Annotated in this window: 25 protein-coding genes; all 25 read left to right on the forward strand. The window is 61.2% G+C overall.

Annotated elements, in window-relative coordinates:
• Positions 1 to 225: flagellin (locus D460_RS0110175; protein ID WP_026282994.1), on the forward strand; the 225-nt coding region annotated here is incomplete at its 5' end.
• A 260-nt stretch (positions 226 to 485) separates the two neighbouring features.
• Positions 486 to 1394: a flagellin gene (locus D460_RS0110180; protein ID WP_018898438.1), complete on the forward strand. Its 909-nt coding sequence runs from the start codon at positions 486 to 488 to the stop codon at positions 1392 to 1394.
• Positions 1395 to 1680: 286 nt separating this feature from the next.
• Positions 1681 to 2646: a flagellin gene (locus tag D460_RS0110185; RefSeq protein WP_018898439.1), complete on the forward strand. Its 966-nt coding sequence runs from the start codon at positions 1681 to 1683 to the stop codon at positions 2644 to 2646.
• Positions 2647 to 2814: 168 nt separating this feature from the next.
• Complete coding sequence (locus D460_RS0110190) at positions 2815 to 3456, forward strand: hypothetical protein (RefSeq protein ID WP_018898440.1); 642 nt, start codon at positions 2815 to 2817, stop codon at positions 3454 to 3456.
• The gene (locus D460_RS0110195; RefSeq protein WP_018898441.1) at positions 3453 to 4700 is read left to right on the forward strand and encodes a MotB family protein; all 1248 of its coding nucleotides are present in this window, start codon (positions 3453 to 3455) and stop codon (positions 4698 to 4700) included. The genes D460_RS0110190 and D460_RS0110195 overlap by 4 nt, the downstream gene beginning before the upstream one ends.
• Before the next feature lie 3 nt (positions 4701 to 4703).
• The gene (motC, locus tag D460_RS32870; RefSeq protein WP_018898442.1) at positions 4704 to 6200 is read left to right on the forward strand and encodes a chemotaxis protein MotC; all 1497 of its coding nucleotides are present in this window, start codon (positions 4704 to 4706) and stop codon (positions 6198 to 6200) included.
• Position 6201: 1 nt separating this feature from the next.
• A complete protein-coding gene (locus D460_RS0110205; RefSeq protein WP_018898443.1) occupies positions 6202 to 7623 on the forward strand; it encodes a flagellar hook-length control protein FliK in 1422 nt (473 codons plus the stop codon).
• Entirely contained in the window at positions 7544 to 8128 is a 585-nt protein-coding gene (locus D460_RS0110210; RefSeq protein ID WP_026282995.1) for a lytic transglycosylase domain-containing protein, read from the forward strand. Before D460_RS0110205 ends, D460_RS0110210 begins: the two co-directional genes overlap by 80 nt.
• Positions 8129 to 8410: 282 nt before the next feature.
• On the forward strand, positions 8411 to 9082 hold the full coding sequence (locus D460_RS0110215) for a winged helix-turn-helix domain-containing protein (protein ID WP_018898445.1): 672 nt from the start codon (positions 8411 to 8413) through the stop codon (positions 9080 to 9082).
• A gap of 128 nt (positions 9083 to 9210) precedes the next feature.
• Positions 9211 to 10497, forward strand: coding sequence for a flagellar hook protein FlgE (locus tag D460_RS0110220; protein WP_018898446.1), 1287 nt, complete (start codon positions 9211 to 9213; stop codon positions 10495 to 10497).
• A 19-nt stretch (positions 10498 to 10516) separates the two neighbouring features.
• Positions 10517 to 11977: a flagellar hook-associated protein FlgK gene (gene flgK, locus D460_RS0110225; protein WP_018898447.1), complete on the forward strand. Its 1461-nt coding sequence runs from the start codon at positions 10517 to 10519 to the stop codon at positions 11975 to 11977.
• Positions 11978 to 11981: 4 nt separating this feature from the next.
• Positions 11982 to 13103, forward strand: a complete 1122-nt coding sequence (locus tag D460_RS0110230; protein ID WP_026282996.1) for a flagellar hook-associated family protein — start codon at positions 11982 to 11984, stop codon at positions 13101 to 13103.
• A 41-nt stretch (positions 13104 to 13144) separates the two neighbouring features.
• Positions 13145 to 13492, forward strand: a complete 348-nt coding sequence (flaF, locus tag D460_RS0110235; protein ID WP_018898449.1) for a flagellar biosynthesis regulator FlaF — start codon at positions 13145 to 13147, stop codon at positions 13490 to 13492.
• Complete coding sequence (gene flbT / locus D460_RS0110240; protein ID WP_018898450.1) at positions 13489 to 13938, forward strand: flagellar biosynthesis repressor FlbT; 450 nt, start codon at positions 13489 to 13491, stop codon at positions 13936 to 13938. The genes flaF and flbT overlap by 4 nt, the downstream gene beginning before the upstream one ends.
• A complete protein-coding gene (gene flgD / locus D460_RS0110245; RefSeq protein ID WP_018898451.1) occupies positions 13929 to 14369 on the forward strand; it encodes a flagellar hook assembly protein FlgD in 441 nt (146 codons plus the stop codon). The genes flbT and flgD overlap by 10 nt, the downstream gene beginning before the upstream one ends.
• A 69-nt stretch (positions 14370 to 14438) precedes the next feature.
• Entirely contained in the window at positions 14439 to 14705 is a 267-nt protein-coding gene (fliQ, locus tag D460_RS0110250) for a flagellar biosynthesis protein FliQ (protein WP_018898452.1), read from the forward strand.
• A gap of 88 nt (positions 14706 to 14793) precedes the next feature.
• Complete coding sequence (gene flhA, locus D460_RS0110255; RefSeq protein ID WP_018898453.1) at positions 14794 to 16881, forward strand: flagellar biosynthesis protein FlhA; 2088 nt, start codon at positions 14794 to 14796, stop codon at positions 16879 to 16881.
• Complete coding sequence (gene fliR, locus D460_RS0110260; protein ID WP_026282997.1) at positions 16878 to 17630, forward strand: flagellar biosynthetic protein FliR; 753 nt, start codon at positions 16878 to 16880, stop codon at positions 17628 to 17630. Before flhA ends, fliR begins: the two co-directional genes overlap by 4 nt.
• Positions 17631 to 17634: 4 nt before the next feature.
• Positions 17635 to 18048, forward strand: coding sequence for a hypothetical protein (locus tag D460_RS0110265; protein ID WP_018898455.1), 414 nt, complete (start codon positions 17635 to 17637; stop codon positions 18046 to 18048).
• Positions 18049 to 18080: 32 nt separating this feature from the next.
• On the forward strand, positions 18081 to 18647 hold the full coding sequence (locus D460_RS0110270) for a rod-binding protein (RefSeq protein ID WP_026282998.1): 567 nt from the start codon (positions 18081 to 18083) through the stop codon (positions 18645 to 18647).
• Between the two features lie 17 nt (positions 18648 to 18664).
• A complete protein-coding gene (locus D460_RS0110275) occupies positions 18665 to 19030 on the forward strand; it encodes a hypothetical protein (protein ID WP_018898457.1) in 366 nt (121 codons plus the stop codon).
• The gene (locus D460_RS0110280; protein ID WP_018898458.1) at positions 19030 to 19563 is read left to right on the forward strand and encodes a hypothetical protein; all 534 of its coding nucleotides are present in this window, start codon (positions 19030 to 19032) and stop codon (positions 19561 to 19563) included. Before D460_RS0110275 ends, D460_RS0110280 begins: the two co-directional genes overlap by 1 nt.
• A 249-nt stretch (positions 19564 to 19812) precedes the next feature.
• The gene (locus D460_RS0110285; protein ID WP_018898459.1) at positions 19813 to 20625 is read left to right on the forward strand and encodes a WecB/TagA/CpsF family glycosyltransferase; all 813 of its coding nucleotides are present in this window, start codon (positions 19813 to 19815) and stop codon (positions 20623 to 20625) included.
• A 95-nt stretch (positions 20626 to 20720) separates the two neighbouring features.
• Complete coding sequence (locus tag D460_RS0110290) at positions 20721 to 22544, forward strand: hypothetical protein (RefSeq protein WP_018898460.1); 1824 nt, start codon at positions 20721 to 20723, stop codon at positions 22542 to 22544.
• 122 nt (positions 22545 to 22666) lie between these two features.
• Complete coding sequence (gene folD, locus D460_RS0110295; protein ID WP_026283000.1) at positions 22667 to 23566, forward strand: bifunctional methylenetetrahydrofolate dehydrogenase/methenyltetrahydrofolate cyclohydrolase FolD; 900 nt, start codon at positions 22667 to 22669, stop codon at positions 23564 to 23566.
• Positions 23567 to 23680: the final 114 nt, after the last annotated feature.

The following is a 23680-nucleotide window of genomic DNA, read 5'->3' on the forward strand; positions in this document are numbered from 1 at the left end:
CTCGGCTCCAAGCTCGGCTCGCTGCAGAAGGGTATCGACCTGCAGACGGACTTCGTCTCGAAGCTCAGCGACTCGATCGACTCCGGCGTTGGCCGTCTCGTCGACGCCAACATGGAAGAAGAGTCCAGCAAGCTTTCGGCCCTGCAGACCCAGCAGCAGCTCGCTGTTCAGTCGCTGTCGATCGCGAACTCCTCCTCGCAGAACATCCTCTCGCTGTTCCGCTAAGATCGCCGGCGCCGCCAGGCGCCAGCATACAGGTACGCCTCCGCTTCGGCGGGTGGTTTTCGAAAGCCGCGCTCTCCCGAGCGCGGCTTTTTTATTGCCGTTAACTTTTTGTTAACCAAACTCATGTCTTGTGGCCAACATTAAACGGTATGTTAACCAAGCTTAAGAAGCGGTTAGCAGGCATGACGCTGATGAACCGTTCCCGGCGGTAGACCGGGATGTCCCTTTTTAAAAGTTTGCCAACAAGGGGCGCTCTTTTCATGTCTAGCATTTTGACCAACGTCGCGGCGATGTCCGCGCTTCAGACACTCCGCGGCATCAACTCCAATCTCGAGACGACGCAGGGCAATGTGTCCTCGGGATATCGCGTTGCCGAAGCCAAGGACAATGCCGCCTACTGGTCGATCGCGACCACCATGCGCTCGGACAACAAGGCTCTTTCTGCCGTTTCCGACGCGCTCGGCCTCGGCGCCGCGAAGGTCGATACCGCCTATGCCGCCATGGACAACGCGATCAACATCGTCAGCGAAATCAAGGCCAAGGTCGTCGCCGCCACCGAAAACGGTGTCGACAAGACCAAGATCCAGGACGAAATCCAGCAGCTCCAGCAGCAGCTCCTCAGCGTCGCGCAGTCGGCATCCTTCTCGGGCGAGAACTGGGTCGCCGGCAACGGCACGAAGAGCGTCGTCTCCTCCTTCGTTCGCGGTGCCAACGGCGAGGTCTCGGTTCAGACGACCGACTACACCCTCGACGATAGTCCTGACGGCAACGTGCTCTTCGGCATGCAGGCGACCGGCGAAATCGACACCACCACCGGTGTCATCGGCTCGGAATTCGGCACCTACGGCTCCATCTACAACATGGACATCTCGCAGCTCAGCGTGACCGACCTGAACACCACGCTCGGCAATGTCGAGACCGGCCTCAGCGCGCTCACCAAGGCCGCCTCGCAGCTGGGCTCGATCTCGACCCGCATCGACCTCCAGGACAGCTTCGTGTCCAACCTCAGCGACTCGATCGATTCCGGCGTCGGCCGTCTCGTCGATGCCGACATGGAAGAGGAATCGAGCAGGCTGACGGCGCTCCAGACCCAACAGCAGCTGGCAATCCAGTCGCTGTCGATCGCCAATTCGAGCGCCCAGAACGTGCTCACGCTGTTCCAGAACTAAGCTGGTTCCCCGGCGTTGCAAACGCCGCCAACACAATCGTCAAAGCCCTGAAAGCCGTCTCGCAAGACGCGGCTTTCTCTTTGTTTTTGAAAAGAGAATCAAGGTTGCGCGAGGCTTGCGAGACCGTTTGTCGGCTACTTGCGCTGGCTGCAGCCCTTGGTTAACTTCTCTTAAGAATTGATTTGTTTAGCGACGAGCCGATCGGAAAATCCGGTTGGCGGCATGATGCCACGCCTGTCGCTGCCGGCGGTCCGGTCTATCCTCTCCTCTACCATAGAGCTCCAAAATGACCTATCGAATCACCAGCTCCTCTCAGGTAAACGCTCTCGCCGCACTGCGGATCATCAACAAGGAAGCGGCGACCACCCAGCAGCAGGTATCATCGGGCAAGCGCGTGGAAACGGCGGCGGATGACGCGACCTATTGGTCATTTGCGAGCGTCCTGCGCTCCGACGGCAGCTCCATGACCAACATTCACGATGCGCTGGGCGTCGGCGCCTCGAAGGTGGATACCGCCTATACCGCGATGGACAGCCTGATTGATCAGCTGACCAGCATCCGCGCAACGCTCGTCAGCGCCAAGGAAGACGGCGTCGACAAGGAGAAGCTCAACACCACGCTGGAGCAGCTGAAGCAGCAGATGCAGACGACGGTCCAGTCGACCAGCATCGCCGGCGAGAACTGGCTGTTCAACCAGGATCCGACGCTGACCACCTCGCGTTCGGTCATTGGCGGTTTCACCCGGGCTCCCACCGGTGAGTATCAGCCGCAGAACATCAGCTTCCCGGCCGACCAGACCGTCATGATCGACACCAACAACGCCAATCGCGGCCTGCTGACCAAGACCGTCGATGCCAGCACCTTGAACAACACCGGTTCGACCGCGCCGCGCAACTACTATCTGCTCAGCGCCGGATCGGTCACCGGCGCCGATGGCGACGAGATCAAGCTCGACAACAACACCACGACCGAGCAGGTCGACGATATGATGTCTGTTGTCGATAACCTTCTGTCGACGCTGACCACGACCGCCGCCGGTCTCGGCACGATGAGCGCCCGCATCAACGACCGCATCGACTACACCGCCAACATGGCCGACATCATCGACAAGAATGTCGGTGCGCTTGTCGATACCGATATGGATGAAGCGTCGGTGCGTCAGACGGCGCTGCAGACGCAGCAGAAGATGGGCGTGCAGGCTGTTTCCATCCTCAACACCACTGCCAGCAAGGTTCTGATCTTGCTGCAGTGATTGCACGGTCGCTGTCGAGCGTCGCGCGGCGGCGCCCATCATCTTCGCACAAGTTTGGCCTCCTAGGGTCAGGGACAACAGGCGTGGTGAAAAACCGCGCGAAAGATTTGTTTGGTGCAATGTGAGGCGCGGCATGTCGCAGGCTTCTGCTGATACGAGGTGGGTTGAGTGAGCGCGCTGCTGTCTCGTCTGAAAGACTTCGGCGAACCCGCCGTCGCCGCCCCTGCTGCGGTTGATACGCCGCTCTCCGACGATTTCGGCGGCTTTGGCGGTTTCGACGATATTGCCCCGGAGCCCGTGGTCGACATTGAGGCGGAACGTCGTGACGCCAACGCCATGGGCGAGGCCAAGGCGACCGCCGAGCTCACCGAGAAATTCGAGGCCGAGGCGCAGACGGTCGCTCTTGTTCACCAGCGCGAGATTGAAGAGCTCCGCAACAAGTACGAGACCGAGATCGCCGAGCTTCTCGCTTCGCGGATCACGGCGATTTCCGCCGAGGTCGCCGATCTCGTAAGCGCCACCGTCGCCCGTACGCTGGCTCCCGTTCTCACGGAAGCATTGGCCGAAAAGGCAGCCGTCGAACTGGCCGCGCAGCTGCGCGAAGCCGTTCTGGAAGGCGAGATCGGCACGATCACCATCAAAGGCCCGGAAACGCTTTTCAATATCTTGAAGACCGAACTCGGCGAGAAGGCGGACCTGCTGCGCCATCACGAGAGCGACGATATCGACCTGATCGCCGAGTTTGATGACTCGGTACTCGTAACCCGCATGTCTGCCTGGGCGGCGAGCGTCAAGAAAGTCCTGGAATGAGCGACAGCGAAAATCATCATCACGGCAAGAGCGAGGTCATCATCATCAAGCGACATGGTGGTGGCGATCACGATGGCGCCCATGGTGGCGCCTGGAAAATCGCTTATGCCGACTTCATGACCGCGTTGATGGCGTTCTTCCTTGTTATGTGGCTGGTCAATGCCGCCAACGAGGAGACCAAGGCCTCCGTTGCCACCTATTTCAACCCGATCAAGCTTTCCGACGAAAAGCCCACCGAGAAAGGCTTGAAGAAGCCGGTCGACCAGGCTGACGGGGAGGAGAAGGCCGACAAGTCGAAGGAAAAGCAGGACCAGCCGAACCAGGGCGCTGCCGCTGCCAGCGGCGACGACCAGACCTCGACATCAGGCGACCAGAAGAACTATTCGGAAGCGGATTTCTTCGAAAATCCCTATTCGGTTCTGGCCGAGATCGCCCAGGAAGTTGGCCAGCAGGCAAACGTCAGCGCCAAGGGTGAGGGCGGCGCGGCCGATTCCGGCCCCGCGACCGGCGCCGATGGCGGCGAAGCCTATCGCGACCCGTTCGATCCGGATTTCTGGACGAAGCAGATCGAGGTGACCCGCGCCGACAAGACGCAAGCCGACGATCCGGCCAAGCAGGCGATCGAGCTCGCCAAGGCCGAGGACGCGAAGGCCGAGCAGGCCGCAGCCAAGGCTGCTGACGCTCAGAACCCTGAAGCCGCGGACAAGACGAAGGACAAGGCCGCCGACAAGGATGGCATAGCGCCTGACACGCAGACCCCTGAGCAGAAGGCCGTCGAGCAGCAGCAGGAGGCCAAGGATCTTCAGCAGCAGATCGCCCAGCAGATCGGCGGTATCGCCGGCAAGCTCGCCGAAGGCTTGACCGTCACCCCGGCGGAGGGCGGCCTCTTGGTCAGCATTTCCGACCAGAGCGACGATTCCATGTTCAACGTCGGTTCCGCCGTCCCGCGCCGGGAAATGGTCCTTGCGATGCAGAAGATCGGCGAAGTTTTGAAGGAGAAGAATGGCGTCGTCGCCATTCGCGGACATACCGACGGCCGTCAGTATAAGGGCGAGAACGAGAACTGGCGCCTTTCGATGGATCGCGCCCAGGCCGCCTATTACATGATGGTGCGCGGCGGGCTCGACGAGAAGCGCGTCTCGCAGGTCTCCGGCTTTGCCGATCGCAAGCTCAAGGACGCCGCCGATCCGTTCAACGCCTCCAACCGCCGTATCGAAATTCTTCTCCAGGCCGATCAGGGATAATCGATGAAGCGCCGGCAGCACAGGCATCTCCTGCCCCTCGCTTTCAGCCTCGCGCTGACGGCGACCGGCGTCGTGCGCGCGGAAGAAGCGGCAGCGCCCGCCGCCCACGCCGAGGCGCCGGCCGGACATGCCCAGGCACCAGCCGAAACACCGGCGGTCGGGCATGGCGAAACACCCGCAGAGCCGCCGGCAGCGCATGCGGAGACACCAGCGCCCAGCGAAGCGCAAGCATCGTCTGCCGGACACGGCGACGCGGCGGCACCTGCCGAGGCATTGCCCATCGTCCCGACGACGGACGACAGCGGCGACACCGTACCTTACAAGATGCTCCGCTCCCTGCAGTTCGTGCAGGATTCCGTCGTGCTTGGCGACCATTCCGCCAGCGAGATGCAGCGCTTCATGCTTGGCACGATCGACAAGCGCCTGCGCGCCGTCGATCCCGCCGTCTTCGATGACGACCGCAACGTCGATGCGGCCCTGATCTACGCCATGAGCGGCGGCAATCCGCAGACGCTGGAATATCTGGTGGCGCGTGACGTCAACGGTTACTTCGACAACCGCGTGACCGACATCCTGCGCAAATATCTGAGCGGCAAGGGCCTCCTCGTCGCCAAGACGCTTGTCGATACCGCGCAGGAATATAAGGACAAGAAGATCGGTCCCTATCTGGCGCTGGTCGGCGGCAACGTCACCATCGCCAAGAGCCCGGAAGAGGCGCTGAAGCTCTACGATCTCGCGCGCCTTAATGCGCCCGGCACAATCATCGAGGAAGCCGCGCTGCGCCGCTCGGTCGCGATTTGCGTCGACAAGGGTTTGGTGGACCAGGGCCTGCAATATTCGCAGCGCTATGTCCGCCGCTTCCTGCATTCGCCTTATGCCAGCCAGTTCGCCGATCTCTTCGTGAAGCTGCTCGTCGATCACGATCATGATGTGAAGCCGGATGATGTCATCGGCATCCTGTCCTTCATGGATGATGCGCGCCAGCGCGAAATCTACCTGCGCATCGCGCGTGCCGCAGCAATCGCGGGCAAGGGCGAACTCGCCCGCATGGCCGCCGGCCGCGCCCAGGCCCTGTCGGGCGATAACAACAACGCCTTTGGCGCACTGGCCGATTTCTACGGCGGCATGGCCGCGATCCCGACGGACAAGATCGATACCGCCGCGCGCGATATCTCCACCATCGCCGACAAGGCGCTTTCGCCGCGCGACCAGATCTTGCGGGCTGCTGCGCGCTCAGTGGCCGAGCAGGTGCTTCGACAACCAGACGCTGCAAGCCTGACGCAAGGCTCTGCTAATACACCGGATGGTCAAGAAGCCAGTTCTGAACAGGCGGCCGGGGGAGGATCGGCCGGAGAGGGGGCGGTTCCCGACGCCGCACCGGCGGCCGGATCGCAGTCAGCGGATCTACAGAACACCGACCCCGCATTCAGCTCATTTGTGACCTCAAGCCGCTCTCAGCTGGATGAGATCGACGGCCTTTTGAACAAAGAAAGCAATTGATATGATGGATATCAGCGTTCCGGCCGGAGCCGCAGATGCCGCCGCAGGCGCAAAGGCCAGCCGGCCGGCCGGCAAAGGTTCGGACACGGACAGCAGCGGTGGCTTCTCGGACGTCCTGAACAAGGCCAATGCCAATTCCGACCGCAACCAGGGCGCCAAGGCCGATGGTCAGCAGCCGTCGGGCACCACCGATAGCGGCAATGGCGCCGTTGGGTCGGCACCGCACAGGCAGAACCCGAAGGCTGTGATCGATCTCGGCAACTCGGCCGCACTGGCGCAGGCGGAAGCCGATGCGACGGCGGCCAATGCCGGCAAGGACGTTCAGAAGACGGGTCGGGTCGACATCAAGTCACTGCGCAAGCAGATCGACGACGCAACGGTCGATGGTACGGCCGAAGACGTGGCCGACAAGATCGCCGCGCCGACATCCAAGGACGACAAGACAGGCAAACCGGTCAAGACCGAGGCCAAGCCCGGAGCGGCCGACGACAGTGCTGTTTCGGACGTCCTGAGCATGCTCGGAAACGCGCCTGTCGATAGCGCTTCGGTCGCCGCTGCGGCATTGTTCGGACAGAAGGCGCAGGATTCCGCGCCCACTGACGCCAAGGACAAGTCTTCCAGCAAGCAGAAAACCAAGGGTGACGCCGTCGCCGATGTCGCCAGCGCCTTGACGGCGTCCACAGACGCCGCGTCCGACGTGGACATGCCTGGCGCGACCTCGGCCGGTGATACGGTGGGCCAGACCTTCCGGCTGACGCGTGCGGACAGCCGCGGCACGTCCATGGACATGCATCTCGGCATCGAGAAGGATGCGGGCGACGTTGGCGGAAAAGCGAATGTCGAGACGGTCACCATCCTCGATTCCCGCCGCTATATCGGCCTCGCGCAGAACACCAATTCCGCGGCCGTCACGGCGGCGATCGCCGGCGACAAGGAATGGGCGCACGCCATGCAGGCCTCGTCGTCCCTGTCGAATGCCGCTGAACTCAGCAGCACCGGCAAGGTCGTCAACACGCTCAAGATCCAGATGAACCCGATCGACCTCGGCCTCGTCACCGCGACGCTGAGGCTGCAGGGCGACACGCTGAACGTCGATCTCAAGGTCGAGACCGCAGCCGCTTACCGGCAGCTCAGGGAAGACCACACGAAGATGCTGGAGTCGCTGCGCAGCCAGGGCTACGCCATCGACGGCGTGAGCGTCAGCATGGCGCCGGTCGCCAACACCGATACCAGCAGCCAGGCGAACGCACAGAGCGGCTCGCAGCAGGGCTCCGCCCAGGGGCAGGGCGGCGAGGCGCGCGAGCGTCAGAATCAAACAGGGCAGCGCAGTGCCGGAGGCTTCAATGTTACAGGTGAGAGCGACGCTACGAGCGCTTCTGCTGGCTCCTCTGGCGGCAGCGGCACTGGCGACGTATACCTCTGACGCGCGGGCGTCCGATGGCGCCTGCGAGCAGGAAATCCAGTCGGCCGCGCTGAAGTATGGTATCCCCGAGGGCATTCTCTATTCCGTCGGATTGACCGAAACGGGCCGCAAGGGCTCGCTCTATCCCTATGCCTTGAACATAGAGGGCAAGCCCTTCTTTCCGTCCTCCGAGCGCGATGCGTTGAGGCAGGTGGATACGGCTCACAGGTCTGGCGCGAAGCTGATCGATGTCGGCTGCATGCAGATCAACCAGTTCTACCACGGGGAGAATTTTCGGTCATTGGAGGAGATGTTCGACCCCCGCACCAACGTGGAATACGCCGCACGGTTTCTCAAGAACCTGCACGATCGCCACGAGACATGGACCATGGCGGTCGCCCGCTACCACGCCGGCCCCAATAATGATCCCGCGCAGAAGCAATATGTCTGCCGCGTCATCGCCAATCTGGTCGCCACGGGCTATGGGAAATGGACTCCCAATGCGAGCAATTTCTGCCGCGGCTGACTCGCCCAAAGATAGCGAAAAAAGAACAAACCGGAAATGTGTCATAATATGGCAAGAATTCGGGCCAATGTGGCAAGGCAAGTCACAATTTAGGACATGTTAACTTTTCCACGAAACTTTTGTGTGCATAATTTTGCCTACCCACTAAATGTAGAGCAAATCGGGGGGCAATTCTTAATCAACTATTAATTTCCGCCCATGAGTTCCTACAGCTTGTCCCAGAATCGTGCGATTCGTACCCATAGGTCATCGATGTGCCACAAGTGATTCGGAGGCGGACGAATGATCGTAGTGGTTGATGAGCGTGAGCTCGTGAAGGATGGCTACACTTCCCTTTTTGGTCGAGAAGGTATTCCTTCGACCGGTTTTGATCCAAACGAGTTTGGTGAGTGGGTGCAGACGGCTGCTGATTCTGATATCGCGGCTGTCGAGGCGTTTCTGATTGGCCAGGGCCAGCAGACGTTCGAGCTGCCGCGCGCAATTCGCGACCGTTCGATGGCACCCGTCATCGCGGTCAGCGACCAGCCGTCGCTCGAAAACACGCTTGCACTTTTTGATTGCGGCGTTGACGACGTCGTTCGCAAGCCGGTTCATCCCCGCGAAATTCTCGCACGCGCAGCGGCCATCCGCCGCCGCCTCAAGGCGATTTCCACACACACGGACATCGGCGCCATCCGCGTCTTCTCCGATGGCCGCGATCCCGAGATCCACGGCGAAGTGTTCGCACTGCCGCGCCGCGAGCGCCGCATTCTCGAATACTTGATCGCCAACCGCGGTCGGCGCGTCACCAAGACCCAGATCTTCAATGCCATCTACGGAATTTTCGACGAGGAAGTCGAAGAAAACGTCGTTGAAAGCCACATTTCCAAGCTTCGCAAAAAGCTGCGCAAGAAGCTCGGCGTCGACCCGGTCGATTCCAAGCGCTTCCTCGGCTACTGCATTGATTGGGAATAGTTTTTTGGCGTCCTAGGTGGGCGCGGCGGTCTAGGCTTCGATCTTTCTCCGATCACGCAAATGCCAGACAGCTTCACGCAAGGCCCACCGGATACTCTCAAGCCTACTAAGGGAATCGAGGTTTTCAGATGAGCATTTTCGGCAGCATGAAGACGGCGGTGTCCGGCATGAACGCGCAGGCGAACCGCCTCAGCACCGTGGCCGACAACATCGCCAACGTAAACACGTCGGGCTACAAGTCGGTATCGACCGCCTTCTCGTCGCTTGTCCTGCCTTCGAGCTCGGGCAACTACAATTCGGGCGGCGTGCAGACGTCGGTTCGTCAGTCGGTCTCCGCACAGGGTGATATCTCCTACACGACCTCGGGCTACGACCTCGCCATCTCCGGCGACGGCTTCTTCATCGTGCAGAGCCCTGATGGCGTTCCTGTCCTGACCCGCGCTGGCGACTTCACGAAGGACCCGGACGGCAACCTCGTCAATTCCGCCGGCTTCAAGCTGATGGGCTATTCCTACGATTCCGGCGCGCCGGCTGTCGTCGTCAACGGCTTCTCGGGCCTGGTCCCGGTCAACGTCGCCCAGTCGGGCCTGACGGCAATCGCTTCCACGGCCGGCACCTTCTCCGGTAACCTGGACGCCGGCGCCGAAGTCGCAACCGGCAACCTGCCGGCCGACAACGCCGTGCCGATGACCGCCGATACCAAGCAGATCTCGATGGTCGGCTACGACAAGCTCGGCAACACCGTGCAGTACGACTTCTACTTCACGAAGACCGACGTCACCACGCCGCCGCCTGCCACGGGCGCCGCGAGCACCTGGGATGTCACTGTCTATCGTCACGCGGACGCCGCAAGCGGCAGCACCACGTCCTTCCCTTATTCGTCGGCCATGGTCGGCAGCGGCACGATGGAATTCGACGCCGAAGGCAAGCTGGTCTCCGGCAATTCGCTCCTCATCGACGATCCGGTTACGACCGGCCAGATCCAGATGGATCTCTCCGGCTTCACGCAGCTCGCTTCCGATTTCGCCGGCAAGGGCACGCCGAACGGCCAGGCCGCGAGCCCGGTCGACAGCGTATCGATCGGCAAGGATGGCACGGTCTCGGCGAAGTACGCCGACGGCACGTCCAAGCCGCTCTACCGCATTCCGCTGGCAACCGTTGCAAGCCCTGACAACATGACGCTCATGAGCGGCAACGTCTACAGCGCCAACGGTAACTCCGGCGTTACGGTCACGGGCTTCCCGCAGACCAACGGCTTCGGCTCCATCCAGTCGGGTGCGATCGAAAGCTCCAACGTCGATCTCGCCGGCGAACTGACCGAGATGATCGAATCGCAGCGCAGCTACACCGCCAATTCCAAGGTGTTCCAGACGGGGTCCGACATCATGGACGTCCTCGTCAACCTTAAGAGATAAGTAGGGTAACGGGGTAGTCATGTCGCTTACATCAGCACTGAATACTGCGCAGAGCATATTCAACAATACCGGCACGCAGAGCAGTGTCGTATCGAACAATATCTCGAATTCCAGCAACAGCGATTACGTGCGCCGTCAGGCGATGGTCACGACGTCTCTGAATGGCGCGCAGGTTGTGAAGATCAGCAGGGCGCAAGAAGACGCCTTGATGCGGCAGTGGCTGAAGGCAAGCGCCGGTGATAGCGCTCAGCAGACCTTGCTGAGCGGCCTTACCGACCTGAAATCGGTGCTCGGCGGCAACGACTACGAAACGTCGCCGGCCACCTATCTCTCGACTTTCGAGCAGAAGCTCCAGGCATTTCGTACCTCGCCCAGCAGTGCTATCGCGGCCCAGAGCGCCGTTACTGCCGCGCAGGACGTCACCAATTCACTGAACAGCGCAACCAAGTCGGTCCAGCTTATCCGCCAGAACGCGGACAAGGAGATCGCCACCCAGGTTGATACGCTGAACACGCTGCTCGCGCAGTTCAAGACGGCGAACGACGCCGTCAAGGGTGCGACAGCCAGCGGCGCCAACCCGGCCGACGCGCTCGACGAGCGCGACAAGCTGCTGAAGCAGATTTCCTCGATCGTCGGCGTCAAGACCGCCGATCGCGCCAACGGCGACATGGCACTCTACACCAACGACGGCACGGTCGTCTTCGACACCATCCCGCGCGCGGTCACCTTCGTCTCGCAGGATACCTACACGACGGGCACGAAGGGTAACGGCGTCTATATCGACGGCGTGGCGCTGACCAGCGGGCAGGGGTCCACGACGACAGCCAAGGGCAGCCTTCAGTCCCTGCTGCAGATCCGCGACGACGTTGCTCCGACCTTCCAGTCGCAGCTCGACGAAATCGCAAAGTCGCTGGTGACGATGTTCTCGGAAACCGACGGCACGACGACCGAGCCGGGCCTCTTCGTCTGGAAGACGTCGACCGGTGTCGATGGCGACACGCCGACGACCCCAGATGTCATCAACGGCATTGCGGGTACGATTACGGTAAACACAGCGGTAATCACCAGCCAGGGTGGTGATCCGATGAAGCTGCGCGATGGCTCCATCACCGGATTGACCAACCTTAACACGGAAGGCGCGAGTGGCTTCTCCGACAACCTCGACGCGCTCTATACCGCGCTGGGCTCGGCTCAGACCTTCTCGTCGGATGCCGGCATCTCCTCGAATGTCAGCCTCATCAGCTACGCGCAGAACTCGGTCGGCTGGCTTGAACAGCTGAGAAGCGACGCAACGACGGCATCGGAAAATACAACCGCTGCCCTCTCTCGCTCAACCGAAGCGTACTCAAATGAGACAGGCGTCAACCTTGACGAGGAACTGACACTGCTGCTTGATATTGAGCAGTCTTACAAGGCGGCCACGAAGATATTGAACGCCGTCAACGAGATGTACCAGTCGCTGCTGGACATAGCGAGGTAAGCCCATGAAAAGTTCATTTATTTCGAGTTCGGCCATTCAGAACGCCATGCGACTGACCATTCGTCAGTCGCAGACCCAGCTCGTCAAATCCTCGCTTGAAGCCACGACCGGCGTCTATGCCGATATCGGTGCCTCGCTGGGTTCGGGCGCAGCCAAGAGTGTCAATTTCAGCGCCGAAGTCACCCGCATCAAGGCGCTGCAGGGCAGCAACTCGGTTGTATCCGGCCGCCTCGAAGCCTCCCAGCTTGGGCTGACCAGCATGAAGACGGCGGGCGATGCGCTCGTCTCGAAGCTGACCGCGCTCCAGGGCAGCCAGGACAACACCAGCATCACCGTTGCCCTGCAGTCGGCCGGCGACGCGCTGTCTTCGCTGATGGACACCGGCAACTCGATGCTGAACGGCGAATATCTGTTCTCCGGCATCAACACCGACATCCAGCCGCTGACCGACCAGACAGATGCTGCGACCACCGCGATCCAGACCAACCTCGATGCCTGGGCAAGCAGCCTTGGCAAGACCAAGTCCGAACTGACCGGCGACGAGATGGACACGTTCATCTCCAACTTCGTCGAGCCGATGTTCTCGCAGGATACGCTGAACGCGACGTCGACGCCGCTGCCGTTCCCGCCCGTTGGCGTCGGCGCGCCGACCCCGCCATTGGCCTACGTGACGCCGCCGGCATGGGCCGACTGGTCGAGCGCGTCCAACCAGAACATGACGAGCCGGATCAGCAACTCCGAAACCGTTACGTCGTCGACCAATTCGAACTCCGAGGGCATGCGCTACTTCGCGCTCGCGTCGATCACCGTCTCGGCTCTGGCCGGCACCGGCCTCAGCGGCGACGCGTTGGCAATGACGACCTCGAAGGCAATCGGCTTCGCCGCGCAGGGCACGACGGGCATCGTCACGCAGGCGAGCCAGCTCGGCCTGTCGCAGGAACGCGTCACGAAGGCGAACGACGCCCTCGATGCGCAGTCCAGCATCATTCAGAACAAGCTCGTCGACCTTCAGGGCGTCGATCAGTCGGAAGCGTCCACACTGGTCAACACCCTGCAGACGCAGCTCGAAACCGCATACACGATCGTTTCAAAAATTCAGCAGTTGAGCCTCGTGAACTACCTCTGATGATCAGAGGTAGAAGTACAAGTACAAAGAAGGATGCATGAATGTATCAGTTCTCTTACGCCGAGGTCATGCAAGACTCGGTAGCCGATGCCAAGGAGCGGGAACGTCAAGTTCTCGACCGGTCCATCGAGCTGCTCGCGATTGCACGCGACAAAGAGAAGTATGGCCGTGAGGCTATCGATGCATTGTTTTACACCCGACGTGTTTGGGTGAGCTTTATCGAAGACCTCAAGCATCCGGACAATCAGCTCGAAGTTCAGTTGCGCGCCAATCTGATCTCGATCGCTATTTGGATCTTGAAAGAAGGCGATCGGATCCGGAAACGGCAGTCGACGAACTTTCAGGGCATTATTGACGTTACCACCATCATCAGGGATGGACTTAAATGAAAAGCACGCTTCGCATCTCGCTAAAAGCCGGGGAAAAGATCTTCATCAACGGTGCGGTTTTGCGCGTCGACCGCAAGGTCGCGCTGGAATTCCTGAATGATGTAACGTTCCTTCTGGAAAACCACGTCCTCCAGCCGGAAGACGCGACAACGCCTCTGCGCCAGCTCTACTTCATCGCGCAGATGATCCTGATCAACCCAGAGGGCAAGGATCAGTCGACGGCGATGTTCCGCAAGTCGGTGACGATGCTGCTGACTTGCTTCAAGAACGAGGAAGTTCTGGCCGAGCTGAAGCGCATCGACGGTCTGGTTTCGACCGGCCGCGCCTTCGACGCTCTGAAGGCCATCCGCGGTCTCTACGTTATCGAAGACAACATTCTGAACAACCAGGAAATGCACCCTGCAATGGTTGAGCAGATTCGCAAGGAGATCGCACCATGGCGGTAGGCGCAACCGGTTCTGCGACAACGACGCAGAATACCACATCGACGACGTCGACCGCTCAGCAGAAGGCGACGCTCAACTACGACAACTTCCTGCAGCTCCTCATCGCCCAGATGAAGAATCAGGATCCGACGGAACCCGTCGACGCCAGCCAGCAGATGGCGCAGCTCGCCAGCTTCTCACAGGTCGAGCAGACGATCCAGACCAACACCAAGCTGGACACGCTTCTGGCAAGCTCGAGCCTGACGCAGGCCAGCAGCTACGTCGGCAAGTACATGACCAGCGCCGATGGCACCACCGCCGGCACCGTCGATTCTGTAAAAGTGTATTCCGACGGAATTATCGCGACGACCACCGATGGGAAGAGTATTCTCGTGCAAGCGGGAATCACTGTCGCGGATCAGGCGCCCAAGTCGACCACGACCGGCAGCTGATCGAAAAGAAACTGAACGACGGTCCGGCCGGGTTGCGGACGGACCGAAAGGCGATATGAGGTTGCCTGGATGAATGAAGCTGACGCACTCGATCTGTTCCAGGCTGCGATCTGGACGGTTCTCGTTTCCGCCGGGCCGGCCGTTGCCGCGGCGATGATCGTCGGTCTCGTCATCGCGCTGTTCCAGGCGCTGACCCAGGTCCAGGAAGCAACGCTCACCTTCGTCCCGAAGATCGTCGCGGTTCTGGTGACGATCGGCATCTCCGCTCCCTTCGTCGGCTCGCAGATCTCGATCTTCACCAATCTCGTCTTCTCGCGCATCCAATCCGGCTTCTGAGCCACCCTCGCGCAAGCTTCGCCATTTAACTGTCGGTTCGAATTGGCGGGCATCATGCCCGCACTTCTCATGAAGAGATGGAATCGATATGGCGCAACCACCCGCACTCCCCCTTCCGAAAGCCGGCCCCAGCCTGCGTGACGTTGGCTTTGCCCTTGGCATTGTCGTCATCATCTGCGTGCTCTTCCTGCCGATCCCGCCGTTCCTCATCGATATGGGCCTGGCGTTCTCGATCGCGCTGTCCGTGCTGATCCTGATGGTCGCGCTGTGGATCCAGAAGCCGCTCGAATTCTCGTCCTTCCCGACCATTCTGCTGATCGCCACGATGACGCGCCTGTCGCTGAACATCGCGACGACCCGCGTCATTCTCTCGCACGGCAACGAAGGCCACGATGCGGCGGGTGGCGTCATCGCTGGCTTCGCAAGCCTCGTCATGTCGGGCGACTTCGTGATCGGTCTGATCGTCTTCCTGATCCTGATCACCATCAACTTCATCGTCATCACCAAGGGCGCCACCCGTATCGCGGAAGTCGGCGCCCGCTTCACCCTCGACGCCATCCCCGGCAAGCAGATGTCGATCGACGCCGACCTGTCGGCCGGCATCATCGACGAGCGCGAGGCGCAGCGCCGCCGTAAAGAACTCGAAGAGGAAAGCTCCTTCTTCGGTGCCATGGACGGTGCGTCCAAGTTCGTGCGCGGCGACGCCATCGCCGGCCTTCTGATCACCGCCATCAACGTCTTCGGCGGCATCATCATCGGCTACTTCCGCCACGGCATGCCGATCGGCGAAGCGGCCGACGTTTTCGTCAAGCTCTCCGTCGGCGACGGTCTGGTGTCGCAGATGCCGGCCCTCATCATTTCGCTGGCCGCCGGCCTTCTCGTTTCGCGCGGCGGCACCGTCGGCTCGACCGATAAGGCCGTCGTCGATCAGCTGAGTGGCTATCCGCGCGCGCTGTCGGTCTCCGCCGTGCTGATGATCGTTCTCGGCCTCATGCCCGGCCTGCCGTTCATCCCGTTCATGTTCCTCGGTGGCGTTCTCGCCTTCGGCGCCTGGTTCATTCCGCGCCAGATCGATGCGGAAAACAAGATTCTGCGCGAGCAGGAGGAAAAGAAGGTCGTCGAGAACAAGGAACTGGAGAAGGATTCGGTCAAGTCCGTGCTGCGCACCTCGGAAATCGAGCTGGCACTCGGCAAGATGGTCTCCTCTCGCCTTCTCGGCGCCCACCAGGAACTCGCTTTCCGCGTCGGCAAGATGCGCAAGAAGTTCGCGACCCAGTACGGCTTCGTTGTTCCGGAAATCAAGGTCACCGACGATATCGCCATCACCGAGAAGTCCTACCAGATCCGCATCCACGGCACGACGGTCGCCTCCAACGAACTGCGCGTCGGCGAAGTGCTGGTCGTCACCGGCTCCGGCCGCAAGCCGCGCGTCCCGGGCGACGAGATTCGCGAACCGGCTTTCGGCATGCCTGCTGTCTCCGTGCTTGAGGCCTTCACTGAAGATCTGAAGCGCGAAGGCTTCCAGCCGATCGACAACGTCTCGGTCGTTCTCACCCACATGAGCGAAGTCATTCGCAACAACCTGCCGGCACTTCTCTCCTACAAGGACCTCAAGGTTCTGATCGATCGTCTCGATCCGGAGTACAAGAAGCTTGCCGACGAGATCTGCTCTTCGCATATGTCCTATTCGGGTCTGCAGGCCGTGCTGAAGCTGCTGCTTGCCGAGCGCGTCTCGATCCGCAACCTGCATCTCATCCTCGAAGCCGTGGCCGAACTTGCCCCGCATGTCCGCAAGACCGAGCAGATCGTCGAACACGTCCGCGTGCGCATGTCGCAGCAGCTCTGCGGCGACCTTGCCGACAACGGCGTGCTTCGTGTACTCCGCCTCGGCAGCAAGTGGGACCTCGCTTTCCACCAGGCGCTGAAGCGTGACAACAAGGGCGAAGTCGTCGAATTCGACATCGATCCTCGCATGCTGGAAGAGTTCAGCGAGCAGGCGAGCAAAGTTATCCGTGAATTCATGGACCGCGGCCTGCCTTTCGCCCTTGTCACCTCGCCGGAAACACGGTCCTATGTGCGCATGATCATCGAACGCCTGTTCGCCACGCTCCCGGTTCTCTCGCATGTGGAACTGGCAAAGGGCATCGAGATAAAGATTCTAGGCTCTATTTCATGATAACTGACCCGCAAGGGACCGTGTTGGCGCTCTTTCTGATCTTCTGCAGGATCGGTGGCTGTGTGCTGACAATGCCGGGTTTTTCCTCGGCGCGTATCCCTTCGGTCTTGCGAGTCTTCATCGCCGGCGCACTGTCGCTGGCGATCATGCCCGTCCTCTGGGACACGGTCTATCCGGCCGTCCGCACCTCGAACGCCACCTATATCGGCTTCATCTTCAGCGAATCGCTGATCGGTGTGATGTTCGGAATGTTGGCTCGCCTCTATACGCTGGGCCTTCAGTTCGCTGCCAACATCGCCGCCATGATGATCGGCTACACGCAGCCGAGCGCCGCCGACATTTTCGAAGAAGGCCAGGAGAGCGCCATCTCGGGCTTCATCATCTTCGCCGGCATGATGATTCTCTTCATGATGGACTTCCATCACATCGTCTTCAGGGCCCTGATCGATTCCTACACGTCGATGCCGTTTGGTGGCGCCATGCAGATGCGCGCGACGCTGATCTCGTTCACCGACACTCTGTCGACGACCACCTTCATCATGCTACGCCTCGCAAGCCCGTTTTTGATCTACGGCTTGCTGTTCAACGTCGCGATCGGCTTCATCAACAAGCTGGCGCCGCAGATCCCGGTCTACTTCATCTCGACGCCTTACCTGCTGTTCGGCGGCCTCTTCCTGTTCTATTTCGCCGTCGCGGCGATGATCAGCCAGTTCGGCCAGTCGTTTACCAGCGTCTTTATCGGGCAGTAGGCGGATGGCGGAAAGGACGCGCTCGGACAAGCTCAAACGCCTCGTCGCTGTCCAGCGGCATCTCGAACAGATGGCGGAATTCGATCTCGCCGAGACCACGCGCCAGCGCGCCGAGGTCAGCGAAGAGATGGACAGCGTCATCCATGCGCTCGGCTCGATGGACCCGGTGCATCACGCCTTCTCGCAGGGCTATGCCGATCGTTTCAACCGGCTTGGTATCAAGGATAAGCAGTTGAACGGCATGCAGGAAGTTCACCAGATGCGCGTTCAGCAGGAGCGTGCCAAGGGCGACCGGCTGGAAGACGGCATGCGCGAAGCGCTCGAAGACGAGCGCCGCGAGGCCGATGACAACGCGGTCTATGATATCATCGATCAAAAATACGGTACGCCAGCCTCCAGCAAGCTTCAAAACTCATAATCGCCTCGATCTGAAATTTAGAGGATTATGACGTGGCGATTTCACCCCCGAGTGATCTGGTGCTGGATGTTGTCAAGGCGGCCGACCCCATGGAAGTCCAGGCTGCCCAGGCAAAGCTGAAGGCGAACCAGGCGGCATTCGCGGCCAATAGCCTTGCCGAAGCAGGCAAGGGCTTCACCTCGGCGGTGGACATTCTCGACCGCGCCTCCAACAAGGCAGGCCTCAGCGACGTCCAGAATCGCACCGGCAAGACGGAAGAAGTTCCCGAGACCTATCGCAAGTTCGAAGCGATGGTGCTGCAGAACTTTATCAAGAACATGCTGCCCAACGAGAGCGAAGACGTCTACGGTAAGGGCGCCACGGGCGATATCTGGAAGGGCATGATGGCCGAACAGCTCGGCAACACCATCGCCAAGGGCGATGGCATCGGCGTTGCCAAGCAGCTCTATCACGATGCTCTGAAGAAACAGGAAGGTAGGGTCGTCAACGCCACTACCGACAAGGATGACCGCAATGCCGCGGTCAGCATGATCAATGAAATTCAGCGCCAGACGTTTGGCGTGACATCGACGGACAACAAGTCCGCAAACGACGCCTAAGGGAATCGAGGAGAACAATGGAAATAATCTCGAACGAATACCGTATCAAATCGGTTCTTGGACGCCTGGAAATGATTATCGACAACGAGAACACGCGCATCGGCAGCGATCCGCAGTTCGATCTCAAGGTGTCGAATGCCCACAAGAGCCGCTGCCTTTATGAGCTGTCGATGCTCTTCAGCGATACGGACCCCAAGGAACTCGCAGCCTCGCACCTCGAGCAGCTGCATGGCCTGAAGGAAAAGCTGGCGCTCAACGCTCGCCGCGTCGAGGCTCATCTCGAGGCCGTGCGCACCGTCGCCGATCTCCTGAAGAACGCGGTTCAAGATGCGGATGCCGACGGCACCTATTCCCAGGAACAGTTCCTGGCGCGTGAACACTGATGATTAAACTCGTTCTTACAGGCGTCTGGGTCTGCGTGATCACGCTGGCGGCGGTCTATATGTCGGTGCATCTGGCAACCGCGCCGGCGCCGGCCCCCGATCAGTCGAAGCAGAGCCTTGTCGAGCTTGTAAAGGGCGAGTCCATCACCATCCCTGTGGTCCACGATGGCGCCGTCAGCGGTTATTTCCTCGGGAAGATATCCTTCATGATCAAGAAGGACATGGTGAAGGGCGCGACCTTGCCGCTCACCGAGATGACCACCGACGAACTGTTCTCGCTGCTTGTCGGCAACAAGATGGTCGATATATCGAACATGAAGGCATTCGATCCGATTGCCTTCCGCGAGATGATCAAGAAAGACCTCAACACGCATCTGGGCGGCGAGTACATCGACCAGGTGCTGCTGGAGCAGCTTGATTACCTCTCCAAGGAAGAGGTCGCCGCCAACGCCTCCGGCCAGCCGAAGAAAACCGGCAAGCCTGTCAATGTCGTGCCGCCAGAGCCCGTCAAGGACCCGGCCGCCGGCGGTTGACGCCCGCTTATCGTCGCGGTGGCCTCATCACCGCGACCAGCCATCTGCGATGGTTAACAAATCCCTGATATCGCTGAGCAAAGTCGACGGGTTTTCCTAAAGGTTGTTTGAGGGAGCCCTGTTATACCGTCCCGTGATGGGCCGACATGCGCGCCGCATTCCAGATTTGGAAGCCGGCGCCTGATCCCAGGCAGACCTCAGTGTTACCGGGATCTCCGAGCCATGAAGCATTATCGTCAGGAAGCGGGTATGAATCTGATTGCGAATTTCGCGGTCCTCGCCTCTCGTCGCGCCATTTTCGATCTGCCCGTCTGCGATCTCGGCTGGGACGATGCGCTCGTCTTCATCAACGAGCTCCTGTCCATGCCCGTCGGCCAGACGTCGATCTCCTTCGTCAACGCGCACAACATGCTCCTGGCATTGCGCGATGAAGAGTATCGCGACATTCTCTCACAGAACCTCGTCCTGCCGGATGGCATCGGCCTCAACATCGCCTCGCAGATCGCGCACGGATCGCCTTTCCCGGCCAATCTGAATGGCACCGATTTCGTGCCCGCGCTGCTGACCTTCATGGAACAGCCCCGCCGCATCGGCCTTATCGGCGGCACCCGTGCCGTGGTCGAGCGCGCGGCATCCAATTTCCGCCGGCATGCGCCCTGGCATGAATTCGTCGTCATCTCCGACGGCTTCTTCGACAAGAACGATCCGTCGGCCGTCGTCGCCGAGATCGCGTCGCAGGATCTCGACATCATCATCGTCGGCATGGGCACGCCCTTGCAGGAAAAGTGGGCGCACAAGCACATCCGCGCCGATCACGCGCGCCTGGTGCTGACGGTCGGCGCCCTGTTCGATTTCGTCTCCGGCTCGGTGCCTCGTGCGCCGAAGCTGGTGCGCTCGATGCGCCTGGAATGGGCCTACAGGCTCGTCCAGGAACCCGGCCGCCTCTGGCGCCGCTATGCGCTCGGCATCCCGGTCTTTCTCTATCACGTCGCCAAGTACCGGTTCAGCCGCCGCAAGGTGATCATGAAGCGCTCGGAAATCGGCGATACACGTCGAGATTGAGCGAAAATTAACCTTTTGTTTGCCAAGCCTGTTTAGGCTCGATTAACCACACGCGACTGCGATGGGTTCGATCGTTCCATGCACGAGACTTGGTGATGCGCGAAAATCATTCGAGACGTCCCACCCACTCATGGTCATCCCAGCCGAAGGATGAAACCGGCTCGAGCGGCTTTTCCAGCGGCCATTATCAGGACGAAATGGCCGTGCCGGAAGCCGAGCTCCTGCGGGTCATCGAGCGGGCTCTCCAGGCGCAGCGAACGCCAGAACTTGAGCAACCCGCGCCGCAAGACGCCACCGCGCCTCTCGTCAGCCGCATCGAAACCATCCTCGGCAAAAGGCTCGAGGCTGCCAACGACGCCGCCACGGCGCCAAAGCCGCCCATCGATTTTGCTGCCCCCAGCCCGGCCTTCATAGGCGCTGCCGTCGACGCAACGGCGATGGACGAGGCGGCGATGGACGACCTGATTGACGATCTGGCCGCACAGGAATTCCACGTCGAATCCATATCGCACCCGGCCGCCGAACATCCTGCCCCGGCATCCGCGCGCAGCGGCCGCTCGCTGATCGCAGCCGGCGCATTGTGCGCGTTGGGCGCGCTTGGCGGAACGCTGATCCCGAGCGAGCCATCCGGCTTTCGGGCACAGAGCCTGCTCGGCGTCGAAGGCCCGGCCAAGGATCATCGGGCGCTGGTCAGCGCCGCGCATGATGCACTGATCTCGCAGAAAACCATCGCCATGGCCGTCGCCAAATTGCAGCTCGACCGCGACGCCGAGTTCGCGGGCGCCAGCGGCAGCGCGTTCAATGTCGTGGTCGATCTCTTGTCCGCAAGCGGTGCCGCTGCCGATCCCGTCTCGCGCGCCGAAGCGTCTCTCGCCGCCGCCATTCGCGCATCCGCCGACCCGAAATCGGGAACCATCGGCTTCAGCGTCACGACGGCAAGTGCCGCGAAATCCGCGCGCATCGCATCCTATCTCGTCTCGACCGTCGCCCATCCGGTGTCGGCAGCAGGCGTCAACGACGGCGCAGTGAAGAAGGCGAGTGCGGTCGCCGACGCCGAGCTCGAGGCATTCACCAAGCAGAACGGCGAAGGCAATGTCGAGGTCGCAACCACACTGCAGCAGCAGCTTGTCCAGGCCAACGAAACCTTGAAGGACGCGCAGCAGAAGGTCGTGGCGGCGAAAACGCGCGCCGACCTGCTGAAGACCGCGACGGCTGATGACGCGCTGACCGGCACACTTGCCGCGGACATCACATCGCCCGCGCTGGACGATCGCCGCGGCCGCTATGCCGTTGCCAAGTCGACGCTCGCGCAGCTTGCCGCCAGCCTCGGCCCCCGCCATCCACGTCTGATCGCCCAGCAAGCCGAAGTCGATGGCCTGCGCGCCAGCATCGGCCAGGAACTCGGCAGACTGTCGCGCGATGCCGCCGACGAAGTCAAATCAACGGTCGCCGCCGTCAGGCAACTTGGCGACCAGCGCAATACGCTGATCGCCCAAAGCCGCGACACCGGCGTCGATCTCGCCAAGCTGACGGAACTGCGCGAGAAATCCGCCGTTGCGCGCCAGCGTCTCGAAGATGAGCTCAGCACCGGCGCGATCGGCACGGATGGCGCGCATGTGCAGGTCATCAAGGCGCCTGTGATCACGGCCATCGAGCCGGGCCGCAGCCCGTGGCTCGCCCCGGCACTCGGCGCGCTCGCCGGTCTGGCCTTCGGCCTTGCCGGTTTCCGCAGACGCGTGGACCAGAGCAAAGACGTCGCGCATGTCGAGCCCGTCGCCGCGATCGAACCATCGGTCAATATCCCGCGCGCACCCACGCCGGAGCCTGTGGTCGCGGAGGCCGCCGACGAGGTCGAAACGCTGCGCGCCGAGATCGCCGCCATGCGCGATCGCCTGCGCTCCTACGCGGCGACGGCCTGATCGTCGCCCGCCTGCGGCATGATTGTTCTTGCATTTCTCGTTTCAGGCAGGATAGGGCGTGGACAGGCAAATTGTGCCCGATGCCGCCGAGTAGAATGGCGGGCAATGGCAGGGAGACGGTCTTGGCGACAGTAATCGACGGCAAACAGGTTGCAGCTTCGGTCATCGACACGGTGAAGGCGGCGACCGCGGCATTGGACAAGCAGAGCGGCGTTCAGGCCGGTCTCGCGGTCATCATCGTCGGCGACGATCCGGCAAGCCACGCCTATGTGGGCTCCAAGAGCAAAATGGCAAAGGAATGCGGCTTCAAGTCCGTGCAGCACACGCTGCCGGTCGAGACGACGCAGGAAGACCTAGCCGCGCTGGTAGCCTCGCTTAACGCTGACGACACGATCCACGGCATCCTCGTGCAACTGCCGCTGCCCAAGCACCTGAATTCCGAGCCGATCATCCAGTCGATCCTGCCCGAGAAGGATGTCGATGGTCTCCACGTCGTCAACGCCGGCAAGCTGGCGGTCGGCGATCTCGAGACCGGCCTCGTTTCCTGCACGCCCGCCGGCGCCATGGTCTTCGTGCGCCGCACCCACGGCGAGGATCTCTCCGGGCTCAACGCCGTTGTCGTCGGCCGGTCCAATCTGTTCGGCAAGCCGATGGCGCAGCTTCTGCTCAACGCCAACGCCACGGTGACCATCGCCCATTCGAGAACCAAGGATCTCCCGTCTGTTTGCCGCAGCGCCGATATTCTGGTTGCCGCCGTCGGCCGTCCCGAGATGGTCAAGGCCGATTGGGTCAAGCGCGGCGCCACGGTGATCGATGTCGGCATCAACCGTATCGCAGCGCCCGAAAAGGGCGAGGGCAAGACGCGCCTCGTGGGCGATGTCGCCTTCGCCGAGGCCGCCGAAGTCGCTGATGTCATCACCCCGGTCCCCGGTGGCGTCGGTCCGATGACCATCGCCATGCTGATGGCCAACACCGTGATCGCCGCGCACCGCGCCGCCGGCCAGACGCCGCCGAAGTTCTGATCGAGAGCCTTTCCTGGTTAGCTTGAAGCATTCTGCCGGCGCAGGTTTTAGTCAGGGCAAAGGCGATTGGCGAAGGGCATACCCCTAGGTACGGTCGAGCCGATCGCCTTTGAT

Source organism: Rhizobium sp. 2MFCol3.1, assembly GCF_000377565.1.
Taxonomy (GTDB): domain Bacteria; phylum Pseudomonadota; class Alphaproteobacteria; order Rhizobiales; family Rhizobiaceae; genus Rhizobium.